Annotated in this window: 19 protein-coding genes, 1 pseudogene and 1 riboswitch; of the genes and pseudogenes, 2 read left to right on the forward strand and 18 right to left on the reverse strand. The window is 26.9% G+C overall.

Going from position 1 to position 19934, the window contains the following annotated elements; genetic code table 11:
• Window positions 1-30: 30 nt before the first annotated feature.
• From ACY1IQ_RS14795 to ACY1IQ_RS14805, 3 genes are all read right to left on the reverse strand, one after another.
• On the reverse strand, window positions 31-465 hold the full coding sequence (locus tag ACY1IQ_RS14795; protein WP_461614678.1) for a EutP/PduV family microcompartment system protein: 435 nt from the start codon (window positions 463-465) through the stop codon (window positions 31-33).
• A 12-nt stretch (window positions 466-477) separates the two neighbouring features.
• Window positions 478-831 carry an ethanolamine utilization microcompartment protein EutS gene (eutS, locus tag ACY1IQ_RS14800; protein ID WP_461614679.1) on the reverse strand — a complete coding sequence of 118 codons (354 nt, stop codon included), beginning with the start codon at window positions 829-831 and terminating at the stop codon, window positions 478-480.
• Window positions 832-1028: 197 nt separating this feature from the next.
• Complete coding sequence (locus tag ACY1IQ_RS14805) at window positions 1029-2198, reverse strand: 1-propanol dehydrogenase PduQ (protein WP_461614680.1); 1170 nt, start codon at window positions 2196-2198, stop codon at window positions 1029-1031.
• 586 nt (window positions 2199-2784) lie between these two features.
• Here ACY1IQ_RS14805 and ACY1IQ_RS14810 point away from each other — a divergent pair.
• Together ACY1IQ_RS14810 and ACY1IQ_RS14815 are read left to right on the forward strand one after the other, a co-directional pair.
• Window positions 2785-3126: a glycerophosphodiester phosphodiesterase family protein gene (locus tag ACY1IQ_RS14810; protein ID WP_461614681.1), complete on the forward strand. Its 342-nt coding sequence runs from the start codon at window positions 2785-2787 to the stop codon at window positions 3124-3126.
• A complete protein-coding gene (locus tag ACY1IQ_RS14815; protein ID WP_461614682.1) occupies window positions 3075-3509 on the forward strand; it encodes a glycerophosphodiester phosphodiesterase in 435 nt (144 codons plus the stop codon). Before ACY1IQ_RS14810 ends, ACY1IQ_RS14815 begins: the two co-directional genes overlap by 52 nt.
• A gap of 136 nt (window positions 3510-3645) precedes the next feature.
• Here ACY1IQ_RS14815 and ACY1IQ_RS14820 read toward each other — a convergent pair whose 3' ends face one another.
• From ACY1IQ_RS14820 to csm2, 15 genes and pseudogenes are all read right to left on the reverse strand, one after another.
• Window positions 3646-4872: an NAD(P)-dependent malic enzyme gene (locus tag ACY1IQ_RS14820; RefSeq protein ID WP_461614683.1), complete on the reverse strand. Its 1227-nt coding sequence runs from the start codon at window positions 4870-4872 to the stop codon at window positions 3646-3648.
• 238 nt (window positions 4873-5110) lie between these two features.
• Window positions 5111-5965 (reverse strand): hydroxyethylthiazole kinase, encoded by an 855-nt coding sequence (gene thiM / locus ACY1IQ_RS14825; RefSeq protein WP_461614684.1) that lies wholly within the window; start codon window positions 5963-5965, stop codon window positions 5111-5113.
• A 138-nt stretch (window positions 5966-6103) separates the two neighbouring features.
• Window positions 6104-6586: an energy coupling factor transporter S component ThiW gene (gene thiW / locus ACY1IQ_RS14830; protein WP_461614685.1), complete on the reverse strand. Its 483-nt coding sequence runs from the start codon at window positions 6584-6586 to the stop codon at window positions 6104-6106.
• A gap of 148 nt (window positions 6587-6734) precedes the next feature.
• A riboswitch (TPP riboswitch) is annotated at window positions 6735-6843 on the reverse strand.
• Between the two features lie 63 nt (window positions 6844-6906).
• Entirely contained in the window at window positions 6907-7311 is a 405-nt protein-coding gene (locus ACY1IQ_RS14835; RefSeq protein ID WP_461614686.1) for a hemerythrin domain-containing protein, read from the reverse strand.
• Between the two features lie 111 nt (window positions 7312-7422).
• A complete protein-coding gene (locus ACY1IQ_RS14840) occupies window positions 7423-7968 on the reverse strand; it encodes a pyruvate kinase alpha/beta domain-containing protein (protein ID WP_461614687.1) in 546 nt (181 codons plus the stop codon).
• 135 nt (window positions 7969-8103) lie between these two features.
• A pseudogene (locus tag ACY1IQ_RS14845) lies at window positions 8104-8745 on the reverse strand (metallophosphoesterase family protein).
• A 289-nt stretch (window positions 8746-9034) separates the two neighbouring features.
• Complete coding sequence (locus ACY1IQ_RS14850) at window positions 9035-9925, reverse strand: GGDEF domain-containing protein (protein ID WP_461614688.1); 891 nt, start codon at window positions 9923-9925, stop codon at window positions 9035-9037.
• Between the two features lie 334 nt (window positions 9926-10259).
• Window positions 10260-10961 carry an arginase gene (locus ACY1IQ_RS14855; protein WP_461614689.1) on the reverse strand — a complete coding sequence of 234 codons (702 nt, stop codon included), beginning with the start codon at window positions 10959-10961 and terminating at the stop codon, window positions 10260-10262.
• A gap of 1645 nt (window positions 10962-12606) precedes the next feature.
• On the reverse strand, window positions 12607-12948 hold the full coding sequence (locus ACY1IQ_RS14860; protein ID WP_461614690.1) for a zinc ribbon domain-containing protein YjdM: 342 nt from the start codon (window positions 12946-12948) through the stop codon (window positions 12607-12609).
• A 1403-nt stretch (window positions 12949-14351) separates the two neighbouring features.
• The gene (locus ACY1IQ_RS14865; RefSeq protein ID WP_461614691.1) at window positions 14352-15047 is read right to left on the reverse strand and encodes a CRISPR-associated endoribonuclease Cas6; all 696 of its coding nucleotides are present in this window, start codon (window positions 15045-15047) and stop codon (window positions 14352-14354) included.
• 551 nt (window positions 15048-15598) lie between these two features.
• Entirely contained in the window at window positions 15599-16555 is a 957-nt protein-coding gene (locus tag ACY1IQ_RS14870; protein WP_461614692.1) for a hypothetical protein, read from the reverse strand.
• Between the two features lies 1 nt (window position 16556).
• Window positions 16557-17627, reverse strand: coding sequence for a type III-A CRISPR-associated RAMP protein Csm5 (gene csm5, locus ACY1IQ_RS14875; RefSeq protein ID WP_461614693.1), 1071 nt, complete (start codon window positions 17625-17627; stop codon window positions 16557-16559).
• Window positions 17617-18672: a type III-A CRISPR-associated RAMP protein Csm4 gene (gene csm4, locus ACY1IQ_RS14880; protein WP_461614694.1), complete on the reverse strand. Its 1056-nt coding sequence runs from the start codon at window positions 18670-18672 to the stop codon at window positions 17617-17619. Before csm4 ends, csm5 begins: the two co-directional genes overlap by 11 nt.
• A gap of 12 nt (window positions 18673-18684) precedes the next feature.
• Complete coding sequence (csm3, locus tag ACY1IQ_RS14885; protein ID WP_461614695.1) at window positions 18685-19428, reverse strand: type III-A CRISPR-associated RAMP protein Csm3; 744 nt, start codon at window positions 19426-19428, stop codon at window positions 18685-18687.
• A gap of 12 nt (window positions 19429-19440) precedes the next feature.
• Entirely contained in the window at window positions 19441-19920 is a 480-nt protein-coding gene (csm2, locus tag ACY1IQ_RS14890) for a type III-A CRISPR-associated protein Csm2 (RefSeq protein ID WP_461614696.1), read from the reverse strand.
• Window positions 19921-19934: the final 14 nt, after the last annotated feature.

Below are 19934 nucleotides of genomic sequence, written 5' to 3' on the forward strand. Positions count from 1 at the left end.
TTGTATAAATCTTATTTTAACACAAAAATCCTATTTCCATTCCAAATATTTTTTTAATTTTTCTAATCCATCATTATTTATTGAGCTTACCATGAATATTCTTTCTGCTCCTGCTTGTTTTAAAAACTCTTCTGCACGATTTAAATCTTCTTTACTTTTGCATAAATCAGTTTTCGTACAAATTCCTATGACATGTTTAGAAAAGATATTGCCAAAAGCCGGAGGGAAAACACTTAGTTCTCTGCTACAATCTTGTATCAAGGCTATTACATCTGCATCTGATGAGGTTACAATCAGTGCATTATAATAAACTCTACTATCTATATATTCTCCAGGTGTATCAATAATATAATTATTAAAATCTACAGCCTGAGTTTTCTTATATTCTATCTTTTCGTTGTTTAACGCTTGGGTTAAAGTAGTCTTTCCAGACCCTGTTGTACCAATAAACATTATTTTTTTCACAAAACTTACCTCCTAAGATTTTGTGATTTTTGCTATGGAGAATGAAAGTACACTACTTAGCATATCACAAACTTCATTCAGTGAAGCTTCTACGCTAGAAACATCTCCTGTTATTACTAATGAGCCACTGAATCTATCAACAAAACCGATTTCAACTCCTGCGGATTTAGTAGCTACATCTGCTGCAATTATAGCTGCTTCGCTTGGAGTTATTGTTAAAATTCCAATTGCTTCGTTATATTCATCACTAAGTCCTAATTTTTTATAAACCGTTTTATTAGGATGAGCGATTAGGTGAGCTAGTGTAATCTGTTTTCCTGGTACATATTCTTGTATGACCCTTTGTTTTTCTTCCAAAGATCTCACTCCAATCTCAAAAGCATAAAAAGCTCCCTAAAAATACACCATTAGTACTTTTAAGAAGCTTCATTGCTCTAATTAATTTGTTGCACGCCATTGAACAACTTTAACTCAAAATCTTTATGTTTTAATTATATATGTTGTTAAATTAATTGTCAATTAATTTGTAAAAAATATAATAAACTTATTAATATTGATATATCTTACATTCCATTATATACTTTTTTAAATAGTTCTTTAAGCTCTTCAACCTTAGGTTCTCTTGGGTTAGTAGGAGTACATCCATCTTTTAAAGCTATCTCAGCCATATCAGTTAAGTTTTTATCAAATTCGCTGCTTGAAATGTTTAAATCTTTAATTTTGTTAGGTATTCCTAAAGATCTAATTAGATTTTTTACCCCATTGATTAATGCCTTAACCCCTTCACGTACACTATTAGAGCTTGTAAGACCTAAGAATCTTGCTATTTCAGCATATCTTTCTGCTGCTTTTGTGTATTCATTTCTACCTATAGATTTAATATCTGCATTATACTCTATTACATAAGGTAATACTAATGCATTAGCTTTACCATGTGGTATATGGAATCTACCACCAAGTATATGTGCCATACTATGATTAACTCCTAGCGAAGAGTTAGTAAATGCTATTCCTGCTATGCAAGAAGCATTATGCATCTTTTCTCTTGCTTCTAAATCTGATCCATCTTTATAAGCTTTTGGTAAATATTTAAATACTAATTTTATTGCTTTTTCTGCTAAGGCATCAGTAAAATCTGAATTTTTTGTTGATACATAAGCCTCAATAGCGTGAGTTAAAACATCTATACCTGTATCTGCTGTTATTGCTGGAGGAACAGATTTTACTAGTTCAGCATCTAATATTGCCATATCTGGTACCATATCCTCATCTACTAAAGGATATTTCACATTAAACTTTTTGTCTGTAATTACTGAAAATGCAGTAACTTCAGATCCTGTTCCACTTGTAGTAGGTATAGCTATGAATAGTGGTTTTTTAACCTCTATTTCAGGGCTTATTCCTTTCTTAACTAATGCTCTAAAGTAGCTTATTGCTTTAGAAGCATCAATAGCAGAACCTCCCCCCATAGCAATTAAAGCATCTGGATCAAATTTATCCATAGCTTTTATTCCCTTTGATACTACCTCAAGCGGTGGATCTGGGACTATTTCAGAGAAAATTTCATATGCAATTGAAGCTGCTTCTAAATGTTCAGTAACCTTGTTAATAAATCCTGAAGTAACCATAAAAGGGTCTGTTACTATAAAAGCTCTCTTACAATTGATATTCCTTAGTTCCTTTAATTCGCCAACTCCAAAATGAACCTTAGGACCCATATTAAAATTGCTCATTTTATCACTTCCTACTTTTTATTTTTGAATTGATAATTAACATTAGAATTTTTATTTATTTAAATATATATCGTTTTCTATATCTTCAAATAAACTTTAAAATTCACTTTAACTATTAAGGAAATTTTAAAGTTTTTCTTATCTATAAAACTATCTTTTGTTAATTATCAATTAGTTGTTAACCAGATTATTCATATATGATATAGGATTCGGAAATAAAATAACTAAATTCATCCATGAGTAGTTATTTTTTAAGACTCCTAGCACATATATAACAAAAAAGGCTCCTTAAGAAAATCTTAAGGAGCACCATTACTCTTTTTTATATTCACACGCCATTGTGTAAAATTTATTTACTTTTAACAATTCTGATTTTATTACTTTGTTCTAAAAATGTCAATATACATATACTATATTATATCCCATAAAAGTATAATATATTTAATATATTGTCTCTATTTTAAAGAAATATTAAAATAAGTATTTTTATAACTAATTATGTTAATATATTTAAATTTAAATATGTTTAAATTGCGTAAAATAAATATCCTTTATAAAAAATATAATTTATTAAGAGGTCGATATTATGATTATTAATTTTGCTCATAGAGGAGCTAGTATGTATTATCCTGAAAATACAATGGTTGCCTTTGAAAAGGCTATAGAAATGGGCTGCACTGGAATAGAAACAGATGTTCAAATGACAAAAGATGGTGTACTTGTACTTATACATGATGAGTATTTAGATAGAACTACTAATGGTATAGGTCTTGTAAAAAATTATACCTATAATGAGCTTAGAAAGCTTGATGCTGGGAGTTTTAAGGATAGAGCATTTTCTAAATGTAAAATTCCTTCTGTAGAAGAGCTTATAGAATGTACAAAAATAAAGATATTAAAATTAATTTTGAAATTAAAAACTCTATAATATTCTATAGGAATATAGAAGAAAAACTGCTTTTCCATATAATGAAAGAAAGTATAGAGAATAAGATAATTTTATCTAGTTTTAATCATGATTCAATGAATAAATGTAAAAAACTTAATAGTAATATTCCCACTGGATTATTATTTGAGAAAAAAATTAAAGATGTAGATGAATATTTATATCCAATTAAGCCTAACGCTCTCCACCTACCATATAAAAGTTTAAGGAAAGAGTTAATTGAAAAAGCTCATAAAAATAACTTAGAAATTAATATTTATACAGTAGATGATGTTAACTATATGAGGAAACTTATAGATATGAAAGTAGATGGAATTATTACAAACTGTCCAGATTTATTAAAGGAAGTTTTGATTGAATACTAATTTTCCATAATTCTATAAAATTTATATTCTAGAGTTTACTGTTTTGTTTCATATTAAATGTAAAATAAATTTACTTAGATTACTTATATACTATGTATATATATTGTAAGAAAAAGGCTTCATAGAAGCCCTTTTCTTATTTTTCTATTATTCTCTTAGTTTTTTCATAAATTTCTTCTGGTTTTACATCTATTCTATTTACTTTAGTTTTTATAGCTGCTCTTGCCACATATTCAGCTACCTTAGGTGCTATTCTCAAATCAAATGGTTCTGGAATAACATAATCTTCATTTAACTCTTCATCAGTAATAATTTCAGCTATGGCTCTAGCTGCAGCTATTTTCATTTCGTCATTTATTTCTGAAGCTCTAACATCTAAAGCTCCTCTAAATATTCCTGGAAAAGCTAGTACATTATTAACTTGGTTTGGAAAGTCTGATCTACCAGTACAAACAACCTTAGCTCCTGCTTCTTTTGCAATGTTAGGTAATATTTCTGGATTAGGATTCGCCATTGCCATAACTATAGCATCTTTGTTCATAGATTTAACCATTTCACTAGTAACACAGTTAGCTACAGATACTCCTAAGAATACATCTTTACCTTTTAAAACTTCTTCTAAAGTTCCTTGTTCTTTATCCTTATTAGATATTTTAGCCATCTCTTCTTTATATTTATTCATTTTTACCGTGCGGCCTTCGTATATAGCTCCTTGAGTATCGCAAAGTATTACATCTTTTACATTCAATCTTATAAGTAATTTTGCTATGGCTATTCCTGCTGCACCTGCACCATTAATAACTACTTTTATATCTTCCATTTTCTTATTAGCTAATTTTACTGCATTAAATAAGCAAGCTAATGAAACTACTGCTGTACCATGTTGATCATCATGGAATATTGGAATATTGCATATTTTTTTAAGCTCTTCTTCTATTTCAAAGCATTCTGGAGCTTTTATGTCTTCTAGGTTAACGCCTCCAAATGAGCTTTCCATTAATTTAACAGTTTCTATTATCTTTTTGCTATCCTTTGTGTCAAGACATATAGGAAAAGCATCTACTCCTGCAAAAGCTTTAAATAATACTGATTTTCCTTCCATAACTGGTAGTCCTGCTGCTGCCCCTATATCTCCAAGACCTAATACCGCAGTACCATTAGTTACTACAGCTACCCAATTTCCTTTTGATGTATAATCATAAACCTTATCATAATCTTTGCTTATTTCCATACAAGGCTCTGCTACTCCTGGTGTATACGCTAGTGTCATATCTTCTTTATTATTTACCGGTACCTTACAGTGAAGTGCAATTTTCCCTTGAAAATCTTTATGAAACTTTAATGCTGTCTCTTTTAAGTTCATAGTAAATCCTCCATTATAAAAATAATTTCTAATTTTACTAGTTTACACTACTGTATAAACTAAATAATATCTATCTTTATAATATATATTATTGAATACAAATACAACTTGTAAGACAGAATTATATGTTAAATTTAATTTTAATTTCCTTTTTATAATATTTATCTAATTATTATAAGCAGCTGTTCAAAATCAAAAAGTCTATAAATTAAAGCATCTTTTTAATAAAATATATTAATTACACTTTATAAACTTTTTGGTTTGTATATAATTTCTCCTCTGAAAAATTATATACTTGGTCTAAAAATTTTATTTTAAAAGTTCCGCTGCCTTCGATTCCTTTTTTTATCTCTCTTTCAGCTAATTCACCACAAATTCCTAGTAATGTTACTGCTATTAGGGTTGATATTAAATGCTCTTTAGTTACGGAAACTAATGTTGCAATTACAGCTCCCATCATACATCCCATGGCAGTGACCTTACTCATAATGCTATGTCCATTTTCTACTATATAACATATATCTTTATAGCATATAATATCTATCTTTCCAGTTATGCATATTACTGAATTTAATTTATAGCTTAAAGCTTCAGCTAAAGCTTTTCCTTCTTTTATATAATCAATACCCTCTTCATTTTCCTCACTATCTACCCCTTTAGAATTGGTTTTAAGTCCACATAAGGCTTTGATTTCTGAAAGATTTCCTTTAATTACAGAAAAGTTGATTTCCTTTAATAGTTTTTCAATAGAACTCTTTCTAAAGTTGGATGCAGCTATTCCTACAGGATCTAATACTACAGGTATATTTAAACTATTAGCCTTTTTCCCTGCCAATATCATAGATTTTAGTGTATCTTTTGTTAACATACCTATATTTATAAGAAGTGCTGAAGACTGAGATACTATTTCTTCTACTTCTTCTGCATCTTCACTCATTATTGGAGAAGCTCCTAAGGCCAAAGTTATATTTGCGCAATCATTACAACTTACATAGTTAGTTATTTGATGTATTAATGGCTTTTTATCTTTTATAAGCCCCAAAATAGTACCTCCCTTTTCAAGTACATCTTCTATATGTTTATACTCACTCAAATTTTGTTCCCCCTTATTCTAAACAATTATTTAAAATTAACAATTATAAAACTTTATGAGAATTATCTTTAATTATCAATTGATATCCTTAAACTCTAAACTTACCCTACAATTATAGATATTTAACCTTATATAAGATTAAATAGTTTTCATAACTTTAGTTTTCTCAAATACCATAATTAAAAGATAAGCAATTACACTTCCTACTACTGTACTTACACCAAAAGGTATTATAAAAGCAAAGGCACCTACTGATTTTCCCATAATTAATTTAGCTATAGGAAAGGACATCAATGATCCTAGTATTCCTGTTCCTATTACTTCTCCTATTACTGCCATGAAATTTTTCTTTGTTTTTTTATAAAAATAACCTGCTAAAGTTGCCCCTACCATACTGCCAGAAAAAGCAAGTAAGGTCCCTGTGCCAAAAATATTTCTAAGTAGTGATATACAAAAGGCTATAGCTGCTCCATTTACAGGTCCCAACGCTATTGCAGATACAACATTTATAGCATGTTGTACAGGAAAACACTTTGCAACGCCCATAGGAATATAAATAGATGACCCTAATACGCCTATAGCAATAAACATAGCAGATAATACTATTTTTTTAGTTTTCATAAAGATTCCCCCTTTTAAATTTATTGTGCATAGCTAATGATGCAATTTAAGATAATTCTCAAATTTACTGAATATTTTAAAATTAAAAAAGCACAAATCCAGTTTTGGATTTGTGCTTATGTTTACAGCATAAATATAGGATAAATTTAAATATCCCAAACACACTTCCTACGCTGGTATTATCCAGTTCAGGTTAAGGGTCTAAAAGTACACACTTTTACTCTCAGCCAGTTTTACTAGCTCCCCTGTGCAAATATTTTCTTTATAGTTTAATATTAACATCTTGTTTCTGTATATTCAACTTATTTATTTAATACATCTTAGAGTAATTTATATAGCTCTCTATCTTCTCTTTCCATTCTTTTTTCTATTTTATCAAAAACCTCTTTTGTATTAATAATAAATTTATCTTTATTATTAATTATCTTACTCCTAGTATTAAATTGATTTTTATAATTATTAAATATACTAAGTATATCTCCCATCTCATCAATGTAACACTTAGCTATATTTTTAATTTTTTCATTTTCATTTTTTAATAAGTTTGGATATAGGAATTTATCTTCACTCTCTAAGTGAATTCTTAGCTTTCCTGATAGTAAATTTATATTTTTTGCAATTTCACTGCATTCCACTTCTAAATCTTTATTTATAAGCTTCTTTATATTATAAATCATCTCTAAGATTTCAATATGTTGTCTAGTTAAATTATTAATATTAGCCATAAAAGTACCCCCAAAGTAAAATTCTTATTTTAACATAATTCTATTACTTTTAGGCAAATATTTCTGTAACATTTATTACACTTTGTAAATTTTATTAAATAAAGGAATTTATTAAAAATTATATGGCTTACAAATTATTTCTTTAATTTTTGTATCTAGTATAGCTGAACCATGTGCTGGAGTTAATATTATTGCCGTATCTGCACCTTTCCCTGAGCCACCTATAGAAATTATATCTTCTCCATATGGTATAGTCCCTCCATCTAGTGCCATTGTAGCTACTTCTACTGCCACTTTAACACCTTGTCCAAACATACGTAAACTATAAGCCATAACCTCTACAGGAGAAATTCCTCCAAATTTTGTTGAAAGAGCTCTTTCAGCACCAGACAATACGTGAGTACTTGTATATACCTTAAATCCACAGCTCTTTAATTCTTCCATTCTTTCCTCACTTATTTCTTGAATACCAGCTTCTCTAAAACCATTAACATGAGTAACAACTACTACATTTAATCCACTATCTTTTAATAGTAAAGCAGTATCTCCTGCACTAGAAGCCACAACTATATTTTTAATTCCTCTTTCCTTTGCAGTTTTAACTGCAAGTTCAATTGTTTTTATAGTATTCTCTCTTCCTGCTTTTTCAAAATACATAATCATTCTCCTTTTATTATTTAATATTAAAATTCCTGTTATAGATAAGTTCCATAGTTTCTTCTAAAATCCTTTTATTCATTAAATAAAGCTATTTAAATGCATTAAAATAAAAATATAATTCTCCAAATAATATTAAGTATTAATCTTTATAATTTTTAATATTTCTCCTTTTTCATTTAATTTAACGCAGGTTAAAACTCCCTCTTTATACCCAGCTCCTGTATCAATATTCAAAGAATTCTCTTCCTCATTATAAATAGGTTCCCTATTTTCACAGGGAGTATGTCCAATTATTTGTAATTTATTTATATTTTTTATTTTCCCTCTGTTCCATAGAACCCCATGGGGGTCTGTTTCATCAAAGCAATTTAAAGTAATTTCAGATAGGCCTGCATGACTTATAAATATATTCTCATTTTCCCAATATAAAGGTAAAGTTAAAAACCAATTTACATCTTCAATTGGATTTTTATTTTCACTTTTATATTGCTCTAAAGTTTCATATCCACACTGCCTTAACCAATTTTCATTAGGTTCATTTAAGAAATGATATATAATTTCAAATTCATGATTTCCTTCTAAAAATACCACATTACTAGGAAACTATTCTTTTAATTCTCTACAATATTCCACAGTTTTAGGTGAAAAACTTCCCCTATCAATTAAATCTCCAACTTGAATAAATAACTCATCCTTACTATTCCAATGTTCTTCAATAAGTTTTTTAAGCTCTAAATAACATCCATGAACATCACCTATAACAAATAAATTCATATTTCCTCCACATTAAATTAAAATCTTAATAACTTTAATTATCTTTTCCAATCATGCATTTATTTTATCATTTTTAACTGTAAACATGATATATTATCTTTTCTATATAAAATTAAAGATATTTCTTATCTATCTAAGAAATATCTTTAATTTACATAATAAAAATCCACCATTCTTAATTTTAAGGGTTTATACTATTTTTATAGAAAATTTATTTTTTAAGATATATTTTAGCCTATCACCTAGGATATCTATATTTTAAATATCTACTTTAAAATATGATTAAATTTTATTTAACCACATTATTTCTGCCTCTTTTTTTAGCTTCATATAGATTTCGGTCTGCTAAAGCAATTATTTCTTCACTAGTCAATTGCTCTTTAAACATAGTGAATATACCAAAGGAAGCAAAGATTTCTATTTTCTTATCTTCAATTTGAATTATCTTTTCCTCAATTTTCACTCTCATTCTTTCTGCAATACTATAGGCAGAATTATTACTTGTATTATTAAGGCATATTAAAAATTCATCTCCACCGTATCTTGCAATCCAGTCTATATCGCCTCTAATACAACCTAATAAAATGTTAGCAATTTCTTTTATTACAAAATCACCAACAATATGTCCAAAAGTATCGTTAATTTCTTTAAACTTATCAATATCTGCTATTAATACTGACAAAGGTTTTCCCTCAATAACACTTTTTATAATATCAGCAGGTAATCTTTCGCTGATATATCTTCTGTTAAATATATTAGTTAAGTCATCTTTAACAACCATATTATTCATATCAACTAAAGAGTTTTTTAAGCTACGTCCACTTTCATATTCTCCACTACCTACCATCATAGTGTTTGTAACATCTTTAAATAACTCTAAAACAATTTTATGCTGCTGAATTTCTGTGGGTATAGCTGTAACCATAAAAAGCTTTTCAGCTGTATTTTCTAGTTTCATAAAGGTATCATTTTCTATATAAGCTCTCATTGCAATACAATTATCACAAATCTTCTGACTACTCCAATATTTATAGCAAATTTCGTTAGTTTCTTTAATACTACTTTCTTTATAATCCATTACATTTTTCTTTACAGGATCAATAATTCTTATACTATCATATATAGTTTTAAAAAAATCTAACTTTTCCTTTAATACTTCAATTGTTATAGGTTCTTTCATTAAAACTAAGCATCCCTTCTAAAATTAGTTTATGCTTCATAAAATCCATAAATTTAACTTATGTAAGAATGTAACTACTTATACATTTAATCTTTTGTATTAATACAATATTTTATATTCCATCATAATCTATGGACTAATTTTAACATCTTATAAAAATTTTAGTCAACAAGCAATCTATATTAATTTTTATATAAAGTGCGTATCTCTTATTGAATAGCTTAATCTATATACTTGTATAGTAGACACTTAAAAATTACAATACTCTCCCTTTCATGGAAATCTAATTTTATTTTATGAAAAAATCCACCATTTTTACTGGTGGATTCTTATGTTAACTTATTAAATAATTAATTTCTTCTGAAAATGTTAATTCTTTAGGCCTCCAAATTCTCTTTAAACTTTCTAGTTCTTTATAGGGTAAATTTAATGCTTTAATAAATTTATAAAAGTCATTATCTAGCCATGGTGGTGTCCATCCTCCTGAACGACATATATGAATTGCATCAATGTTATTTTTCTCATTAAATTTAGGAAAATCTAAGTAATCTATCTCATAATTATTATTTAATTCCTCGAAATCTTCTGGTTTTTCTAAGGTGTAGGGACTATAAAATATATTAGCTTTTTTAATAATATTATTTTTAAATAATATTCCTAGCCAATTAGCACAGTTAAGTTCAAAACGTAAAGAAGCTAAACCACCATACCCCAAATCACTGTGAGCATCAAATAAAAAAACTTCATCACAATCATAATATTTTGATATGTCATAAGAATACTTATGAGAGTCAGAAACAAAAACCCTTATATCCTCTGAAAAATTAAACTTATTTCTTATCTCATCCCAAAAATTCAAAGCATCTTTACTTACCTTTATTTCCTCTTCTAAATTAACTCCCTTTATACCTTCTTCTATATATCTTCTATACCAAGCAGAAAGAAGTCCTCTTTGGTTTTCAATATAGGAGCCACACCACTGAGGTATAATTTTTACAAAATAGTCCCAATCAACACTTAAAATAGCCCTATTCATAAAATCAACTCCTTTTTCTATACTAGTTATTAAAATAATGTATATACATACTTTAATTCTAGCCCACCTATATATTCTTTACAAATCCTTACAGCCACTTCTACGTAGGTTTTCCTATGATAAAGTGTCTTCCACTAAGAATGAATAAACAATTCATTCTTTATCTAACCTTATCCCTCTATTACTCCATTTTTCTCCACAGTTCATTAAATCTCATAAAAATATTCTAAATAAAAAATAGCCTATCTAAGTAATTTTTTACTTAGATAGGTTGAAAGTTATTTTATTTTTTTTATAACTATATGATTTTTTAAACATATAATATTGAAATTTATTATAGCTATGTCATTTATATTTTATAGTTAAACTTGTAAGTTCAAAAATGAAGTTAAACGATTTAATAGCGCTTTCAACTAATTTATCACTTGTCACTCTGTAGCTTGTCATTGAAATAAGTACATCTCATATTAAGGTTCGACAATAATGAGTATTAACGCAGAAACAAATGGTTTATAGATTTAAATACATCCTATGTTAAGGTTCAACAAAAGGTTATCTAAAAAAAGATTTGGCTGAAATAACATTTAAATACATCTTATGTTAAGGTTCAACTGAGATACTGAAGCAACAACAAGCATTTGTTCAAAAATTTAAATACATCCTATGTTAAGGTTCAACAACGATTATCATATATTGAAGATAAGATCCAACAAAATTTAAATACATCCTATGTTAAGGTTCAACCACTGTGCTTAAGCCATTCTCCATCTTTATTATACTCTTTAAGCCCTTGAAAATAAAGGCTTTTCTTAAAATTTTACCAACCATTTTATATTTTTAGAAAAACAATAGAAAAACTCCTCATAAACCTTGATATTTCAATAGATTATGAGGAGTTTTATTTTATTTGAGGTTGGTAAAATTAATCTTCATACATAATGTAAATTTAATATTTAATAGCACTTTCGACCAATTTGTCACTTGACACTCTGTAACTTGTCATTGAAATAAGTACATCTCATGTTAAGGTTCAACATGTAATAAAGAAACTTGCAATGGATTGGTCATTTAATTTAAATACATCTCATGTTAAGGTTCAACTTCATCAATTGAGAATTGACTATTGACAATGGAGAATTGTTGACATTTCTCTTTTTATAAGAGAAATTTAAAATCCATTTGTTTTTAAAAAAATTAGTTTGATTAAAACTAATTTTAACCTTAATTGTCAATTATCCATTCTCAATTTTCAATTGTATAAGGTTCAATCACTGCAATTAAGCCATTCTCTACTTCTAGTATACCCTTTAAGCTATTGAAAATAAAGAATTTATTAAAAATTTTCCCAACCACTTTGAATTTTTGATAAATTTAATAAAAAACTCCTCCTAAACCTTGATTTTTCAATTGATTAGGAGAAGTTTTATTTTAGATGTGGTTGGGAAAATTTTATATAGTTTAGGACATATTCTGAATTGTTGCTAATGTTAACCATGCTATGATATCCTCCATAATGTAAATTTATTAATATAACCTTAAAACAGAACCCAATAAAAAACAGCAGATAGATTTATATAAAAATAAATCTATCTGCTCTTTCTTCATTTTTTACAGTGTCTATACCAGAACTTATGTAAAATTTAATTTATATCTTTTTAACAAATTCAAATTTTAATTTCATAGCTCCAAAGCCATCAATTTTACAGTCAATATCGTGATCTCCATCAACTAAACGTATGTTTTTTACCTTTGTACCTATTTTTATAACTGATGAGCTTCCTTTTACTTTAAGATCTTTGATTACTGTTACAGAATCACCATCATTTAATACATTTCCATTAGCATCTTTGATAACTTTTTTATCTTCAGTATTTTCCTTTTCTGTCTCTAAAGTCCACTCATGTGCACATTCTGGGCAAACAAAAAGACCTCTATCTTCATAAGTGTACTCTGAATTACATTTTGGACAATTTGGTAAACCTAGCATAATTTCATTTCTCCCATTTGTTATTATAAATTCTATTTTATGATTAGCTCACAAAAACTACTTATCTACTAAAATTACGAAATTTCTCTATAATATTTTAGGAATTTTTCTTTTGGATAGATAGGACCCTCATAAACTCGTAATAATATCATATTTAAGCCTTAGAGAATCTTAACTTGAAAAAATATTAGAATTTTTAAATCTAATTTATTTACGTAGTTATACCAATTTTCTAATTTGATATGCTCACTTACTTAACCAAATTGATATGATATAAAGCTTCCTTTATTTAAATCATAGAAGAGAAATTTTATATTTATTATATGTATTAATCTTTTACAGCTTAATCATTAAATAAGAATTATTTTTAGTTTCCTTTTTACAACTTTATAAGAATAGCAATACAACTTAAAAATTGCAAAAAAATATATAAGGAATCCCTTATATGCCTATATACTATCATAGTTTTTTCATATTTACAAACTTTCTTCAAATCTTACATATATTATTCTAATAAATCTTCTTTTAGATTTAAATACATCATATGTTATGGTTCAACAAATCCTCACTTTCCAATGTACGGATCATCATTAGAATTTAAATACATCTTATGTTATGGTCCAACATGGTTCGGAGGGATAAGTTTTGTTTGGAGATAGATATTTAAATACATCTTATGTTAAGGTTCAACTTCATCAATTGAGAATTGACTATTGACAATTATTGATATTTCCCTCTTATAAGAGAAATTTTAAATCAATTTGTTTTAAAAGTAACTAATTCATATTTAAATTGATAAAACCATCAAGTTCAAGTAAAAATTTTGCTAAAAAAGTATTAAATGCATCCTATGTTATGGTTTAATCTCTGTATTTAAGTCATTCTCTATTTTCATTATACCCCTTAAGCTCTTGAGAATAAGGGCTTTTCTTAAAATTTTACCAACCGTTTTGTATTTTTGAAAAAATTAATAAAAACACCTCACAAACATTGAATTTTCAATGAGCTGTGAGGTGTTTTATTTCATATGAGGTTGGGAAAATTAATCTTCAGACATAATGTAAATTTAATAGCACTTTTGGCTAATTTATCACTTGACATGCTGTAACTTGTCACTGAAATAAGCACATCCTATGTTAAGGTTCAATATACTACTGCAAATGAAAAAATAATAACACCTGATTAATTTAAATACATCTCATGTTAAGGTTTAACCATTGAAAAATCAATGAGTTTAAGTGTATGCATATATCTAAACTCATTGATATCTATAGCTTCTATAAGTGTTTTACCAAATAACTCCATTAATAGCAAAACTATTATAGCAATAGTCTTAAAATCCTCAATTATTAATATCTTAGCTGAATTTACTTAAGTTAGCTACTTGGTAAAATACTTTAAATCTAATTATATATGCAAAAACCCGCACCTAAGCTGCTACCTTTTTCCCCCAAACCTAGACCAATAGCCATTAGTGCTTTCTTTTGGCTGTGTTCATCTTCATTTACTATTATCTTAACTTTATTTCCTAAAAGTTTTATTCCCTTATAGGAATATTTCATCGGTACTCTATTAAGTACTTCTATTTCTCTAATAAATGAACAATCATCTTCTCTCTTCTCTAAATCTTTTTCAAATTGTTTGAGCTTTTTATCTAGGTTGTCATTAAGCCTCTTTTTCAAAGTTTCTATTGTAAAATTATTTTTAAGCCAAGGCTTATTATCTATAGTGATTATTAAAGGTTTTACTGTATACAATTCCTTAATCTTATTTACTTCATGTACATTTAGATCTATATCTATAGCTTGAATATCATAATAACTATGATTATATAATGCCATGGCAAGCCTATTTAATAATTGAAGATTTAAACTTCTAAGTCTAAATTCATATTTCTTATCCTTTTTATAAATTCCATCTTCTTCTCTAGGATAAAAAGTATCATATACATATTTATATATTTTCTCCTTATGGACTTTTTTTAACAACGAATTGTTAAGCATACTATTATTTATAAATACCCCTATTCTATAAGGGGTATCATTAAAATGTACATCAGCATTCAGTAATACTTTTATTTTTAACTCATAGTAGTTCATATTAGTAAATTTCTACTAACTCTAGTAACTTATTATTAAAAATTCCATCATTTTTATAAAAATCATCATAAACTCTCTTTATCTAGCATTTTTATAACATTATCGATAAGATCTTCTAAAAATAATTTTATATCTTTTCCTTTGAAATTTTCATAGATTTTTTCTTCTGATATTCCTTCGTATCCATGAGCTAATATACTTTATTTCTAAGAATTTTTAAATCTTTTAATAATTTGCATTCACTCAATATACTAGTACTAATCTCATCATCTTCTAATAGTATCTCTATTATTTTTTCCATAGCTTCTACTGAAAGAATTCTGTCTTCATATCTCCAATTTTCTGCCTTGTATTTTTATATTTTTTAATTTTTCAAAATCATAATTAATTGAAGTGTTTTATTAATATAAGCTTCACCTTTATTATTTATAGTTATAATCTTTTTATTATCTAATATTAATTTATGCATTTCTTCCTGTAATCTATATACTCTACCTTAAAAATCTGTATATGCACCCTTTTCATATTGAAATATAGCATTATTTTTAACTTCATTTACAATATATATTATCTTTATTTTTCAAAATTTCAATATTATCATATATTTTTTTAGCAAATTCCCTATTATTACTACTATCTTTTAATGGTAGTATATAATATATGGCATCTTCAAAAGCAAATTGAATTCTACTTCTACCTGATTTTAATGTACTAATTATTATTTCAATTTCATCATTCAATTTAGGAAAATTCTTTTTAAATTCTTTTAATATTATCTCTGCTGCATCATAATTTTGACCTTTAATCAATAATTTTATGTCATTTTTAAAATTTTCTTTCCTTAAATTGTATGATATATCAAGTTTTTCAGCTATTTCTTCCCCGTATTTTGTATAATATGAATGAATATTCCCTTGAAAATAATTTATAGAATTCATTAACAATGCTGTATTCATAGCTTGAGTACCGCCAGTAACATTAATATATAATTCTTTTAAATCATTCTTTTCATTTAACTCTAAAATCTTTCTAAGATAGTATTTATGCATGATATCATAGTCAGATGGATTCTCATTTATTTCAAATAATTTTAATTCACCTATTTGCTTAAATTTATTTGTACCAATTTTAATTTTGAAATCTTTATTATTACTCCACATTTTTTTAATTATCTTCCCAAGAAAAATAGTATCCGTTGCTTTATTTTTAGTATCAGTTTGATTTGTAGAAAATAATATTACTTTATCTATTTTTTTATCTCCAAATTCAGCTCTTAATTTATTTATTGTAGCCTTAATTATTGGAAACTCTACATACTCAAGTGCATCATCTATTTTTTCTAACAACAACTCTGTGAATCTTCTATAGTTCTTTCCAATACTGAATGGATTATTTAATATCTCTATGATCTCTTCATTATTTGAAAATATACTTTTTAACTTATCACTTTTCCCTTCGATAACTTTAATATCATTGGTTCCTAAGTTCATTATTAAAGTATTTTCCATGCTATCTCTCCTTTACCTCTATCCAACCTAGACTTTCTGTCAACATCCCATCTTTTGACACAATCCATTTTGATGTTGGAAATTCACTTTTTTTCCTTTTCTTTTTATTATTAGATATCATATAAAGTAAATCATCATTTAAATCTACATTTATTGTATTACTGAACAATCCCTTAAGTTTTCCTACCCTCATAAGAAAACCCTTATTATTATCATTAAATTCTCTTATCTTATCTAATAATAAATTATATTGGTTTATTAAACCTTTAACTTCTTCTCCCTTAAATTTATTTATCTCTTTAAGTTCTCTGTTAATGACTTTTTCATAAAAATTATTAATCTGCATAAATAATGCCTTTTTATTAAAACCATTCTTTAATATGATTTCTGTTTCTAGCAATTCGTTTTTATCTATGGCTTCAACTAATACTTGCAAACTTAAACATGATTCATTTACTTTTATAGACTCATATAGATTAAAGTTTTGAATTTCATAAATAGCTGTGCTTACATTTTTATTTATTAATGTATCTCTAACTATTAAATTTTTAAATATGTCTTCATTAACTCTTCTAGTGTTTTCTCTAAAAAAATCTTCTCCAACATAGGTTTTCTTAAAACCTGTATTTCTATTAATATACCTTTCATCAATTGTTTTATTACTTTTATGATAAAGTATAGATGTTCTTATACCCCCCTTTAATGAGGATCCTGGTATAAATGCAAAACCTCTAGTTTTCATGCACTGGCTTATTTCCACTGATTTATTAGAATAGCATTTTATTCTCTTTTCTGTTACCTCTTCAAGATTTATATGATTACGTTTCAATAGGTCCTTAATCTGGAACTTGTCCCTACTATTTGAACTTTTGTTTTTTAAAATATCTATATAAAGATTAAATTCTGCTTCTTTCTCTATAAGTATATCTGTAATTTTATCTTTATCTAGTATTACTACTTCACCTTTTTCTAATATAAAATCTATATAAGGACTTAATTTTTTACTATCTTCTGCAGTAATAACAGTAGGAGAGAGAGTTTTAATTTCTAATGGAATTATTTTACCTATCAATATAACTCTCACCTCCAATTGGATATAAAAAGGCTTTTCCATATACATAAACTAGATGACTAAATTCACTGTTTTTGTAGGTGAATATATCACCTTCTACAATTCCAGTAAATACACTACCTTCTTTAATCATTCTAATAGTTGGTTTTTTAATATTAGTGGAGAATTTTGAAAAAATAAAACCATTTCTATTTTCTAATATGTATTTACCTATTTTATCTACTTCCTCTACTTTTGGAAAAATCATAGATAAATTTATAAAAAGGTCACCTTCGTTAACTAAAAGATTTTCTTCCTCAATATAGACTTCTTCTACCACTCCCGCTCCTAATGATCTTTTTCCGCCTAAAGATACCAACTCTAAAGTTTTTACCATTTCTTGCTTTAATATATCTTCCTCATCTTGTATATAAAAATAGAAATAAGGAATTACTTTAATATCCTTTTCCTCTTTATAATTTATAATTTTGTAGGAATTATAATAAGTATTCACTGATGATTTAGACAATCTGTCAATAGCATTTCTTTGTATAGTTTCCTCTTCTATTGGTGAATAACCTTCTAAAACTTTATCTATAGGAAGTAAAAGTTCTTCCTTTTCAAAATAATATTTTCTACCAATAAGCATGCCCTTATCAAAGCTATAATCAATATAATCAAGGCTCTTATCATAGTTTCTACTTAACTTACTCATGGTATTTTTCGATACATAAGAAATTCCTTTGTATTTCTTTCTGTTTAAGATGTTTTTTTCTTCATCTTCTAAAGTATTTTCTTTCTTTCTTATTAATAAGAAGGGCTTTGGTAAAAACTCTATCTTTTCGTTTATATCTCCTCTGCTTATATTAAGTCCTAAAAAAGCTGAAGATATTTTAACTTTTTCATTTATAGCATCAACTATCTTTTTCATCTCTTCTTTAGAATAGATAAAAGATAAAGAGTTAATAAGCATAGAATATAACTTATCTGATGGAATGTAATCATAAAGCTCTTCTCCAATATGAATCTTGCACTTATCTTTAAATTTCAATATAACCTTCTTCATCGCCACCACCTGCTATAACTGAAAGTCTTTTTTGAATTTCTCAATATAATCTTTAGATATCTCCTCTAAACTGCTTGCTTCCTTAATTAATTCCTTTTTATAATTTTTAATTAATTTTTTATACATCTTAATATTCTTAAAGGAAACTTGTCCATATCCTCTAGTTCCATTTCCACCTAAATAATCATCCTGTAAAAATTCTAATCCTTCTACTAAATACTTAATATTTTCAATGTCTTCTTCATTGTAAATAGTATATATCATCTCAAAATTAAAAATTGCCCCTTCTGGCACTCTTTCTAGTACTCTAGGATTTGCAAATGAACTTAATCTATTAATGGTATTTTCCCACTTTGATTCTGTGTAAGCAAATTCTAAGTCCTTAAAATCTCCAGTTTTATTTTTCATAGACTTTAATATATCTTCACTTAGAAAAGCATCTCTCACTATAATCCTAGTTGGAAGTGTTTCTTTTTTATCATCATTTTTCCCTGCAGATATACCAAATATCTTACAAACATGGCATACGCCACATTTACATGGTTCTCCACTACTTTTGCCATAAGCTAATTCAGTTAAACTTCTCATCTTTCCCTTTATTGAAGACCCTGGTATATAAGGCTCTCCCTTATGATTTTTAATTACACTACTATCAATGCCCCCAATTTCTAAACTACTATTTCCCCCTCCTATATGAATCCCTGTTTTAATTACTAATTCTCCATCTATTATTAATCTTCCTAATATTTCGCTCATAAAAGTCCCTCCTTAATTATTATCACCATAGTATTTTCTGTAGGCAACAATGGTTTCCATAAATTCTTTTATAGATTCTTTTTCCATATCTTTATTTTCTAAACTTAACTTTTCTAACCCTTCATCAATTATTGCTAGTAAGCTTGTTATGGCAATATTTTTTATATTCTTCCCATGTACATAAGCAAGTTTGGGTCTTAATCTCTTGAGTTCCATAACTGTATCTGCACTCATAATCTCAGAATAAATTTTTCTAATTTGTGATGTACTCATTTTATTATCTTTTAAAAATTCTGCATATTTTTTCGCATTTAATATGAATTGATCATACCCCTCATTTAGTGAAGATATTTTTAATATATTTGATTTAAAGTAATTCTCTAAAGGTCTAATGTCTTCTCCATTTCTAAACCCTTTATTTGACTTTCCATAATTACCTTTATTAGATTTATTATTAAATTTTTTTTGCCTATCGTGTCCAAAATCACCCATACAAAATTCCTCCC

The organism is Clostridium sp. Marseille-QA1073, from assembly GCF_054863625.1.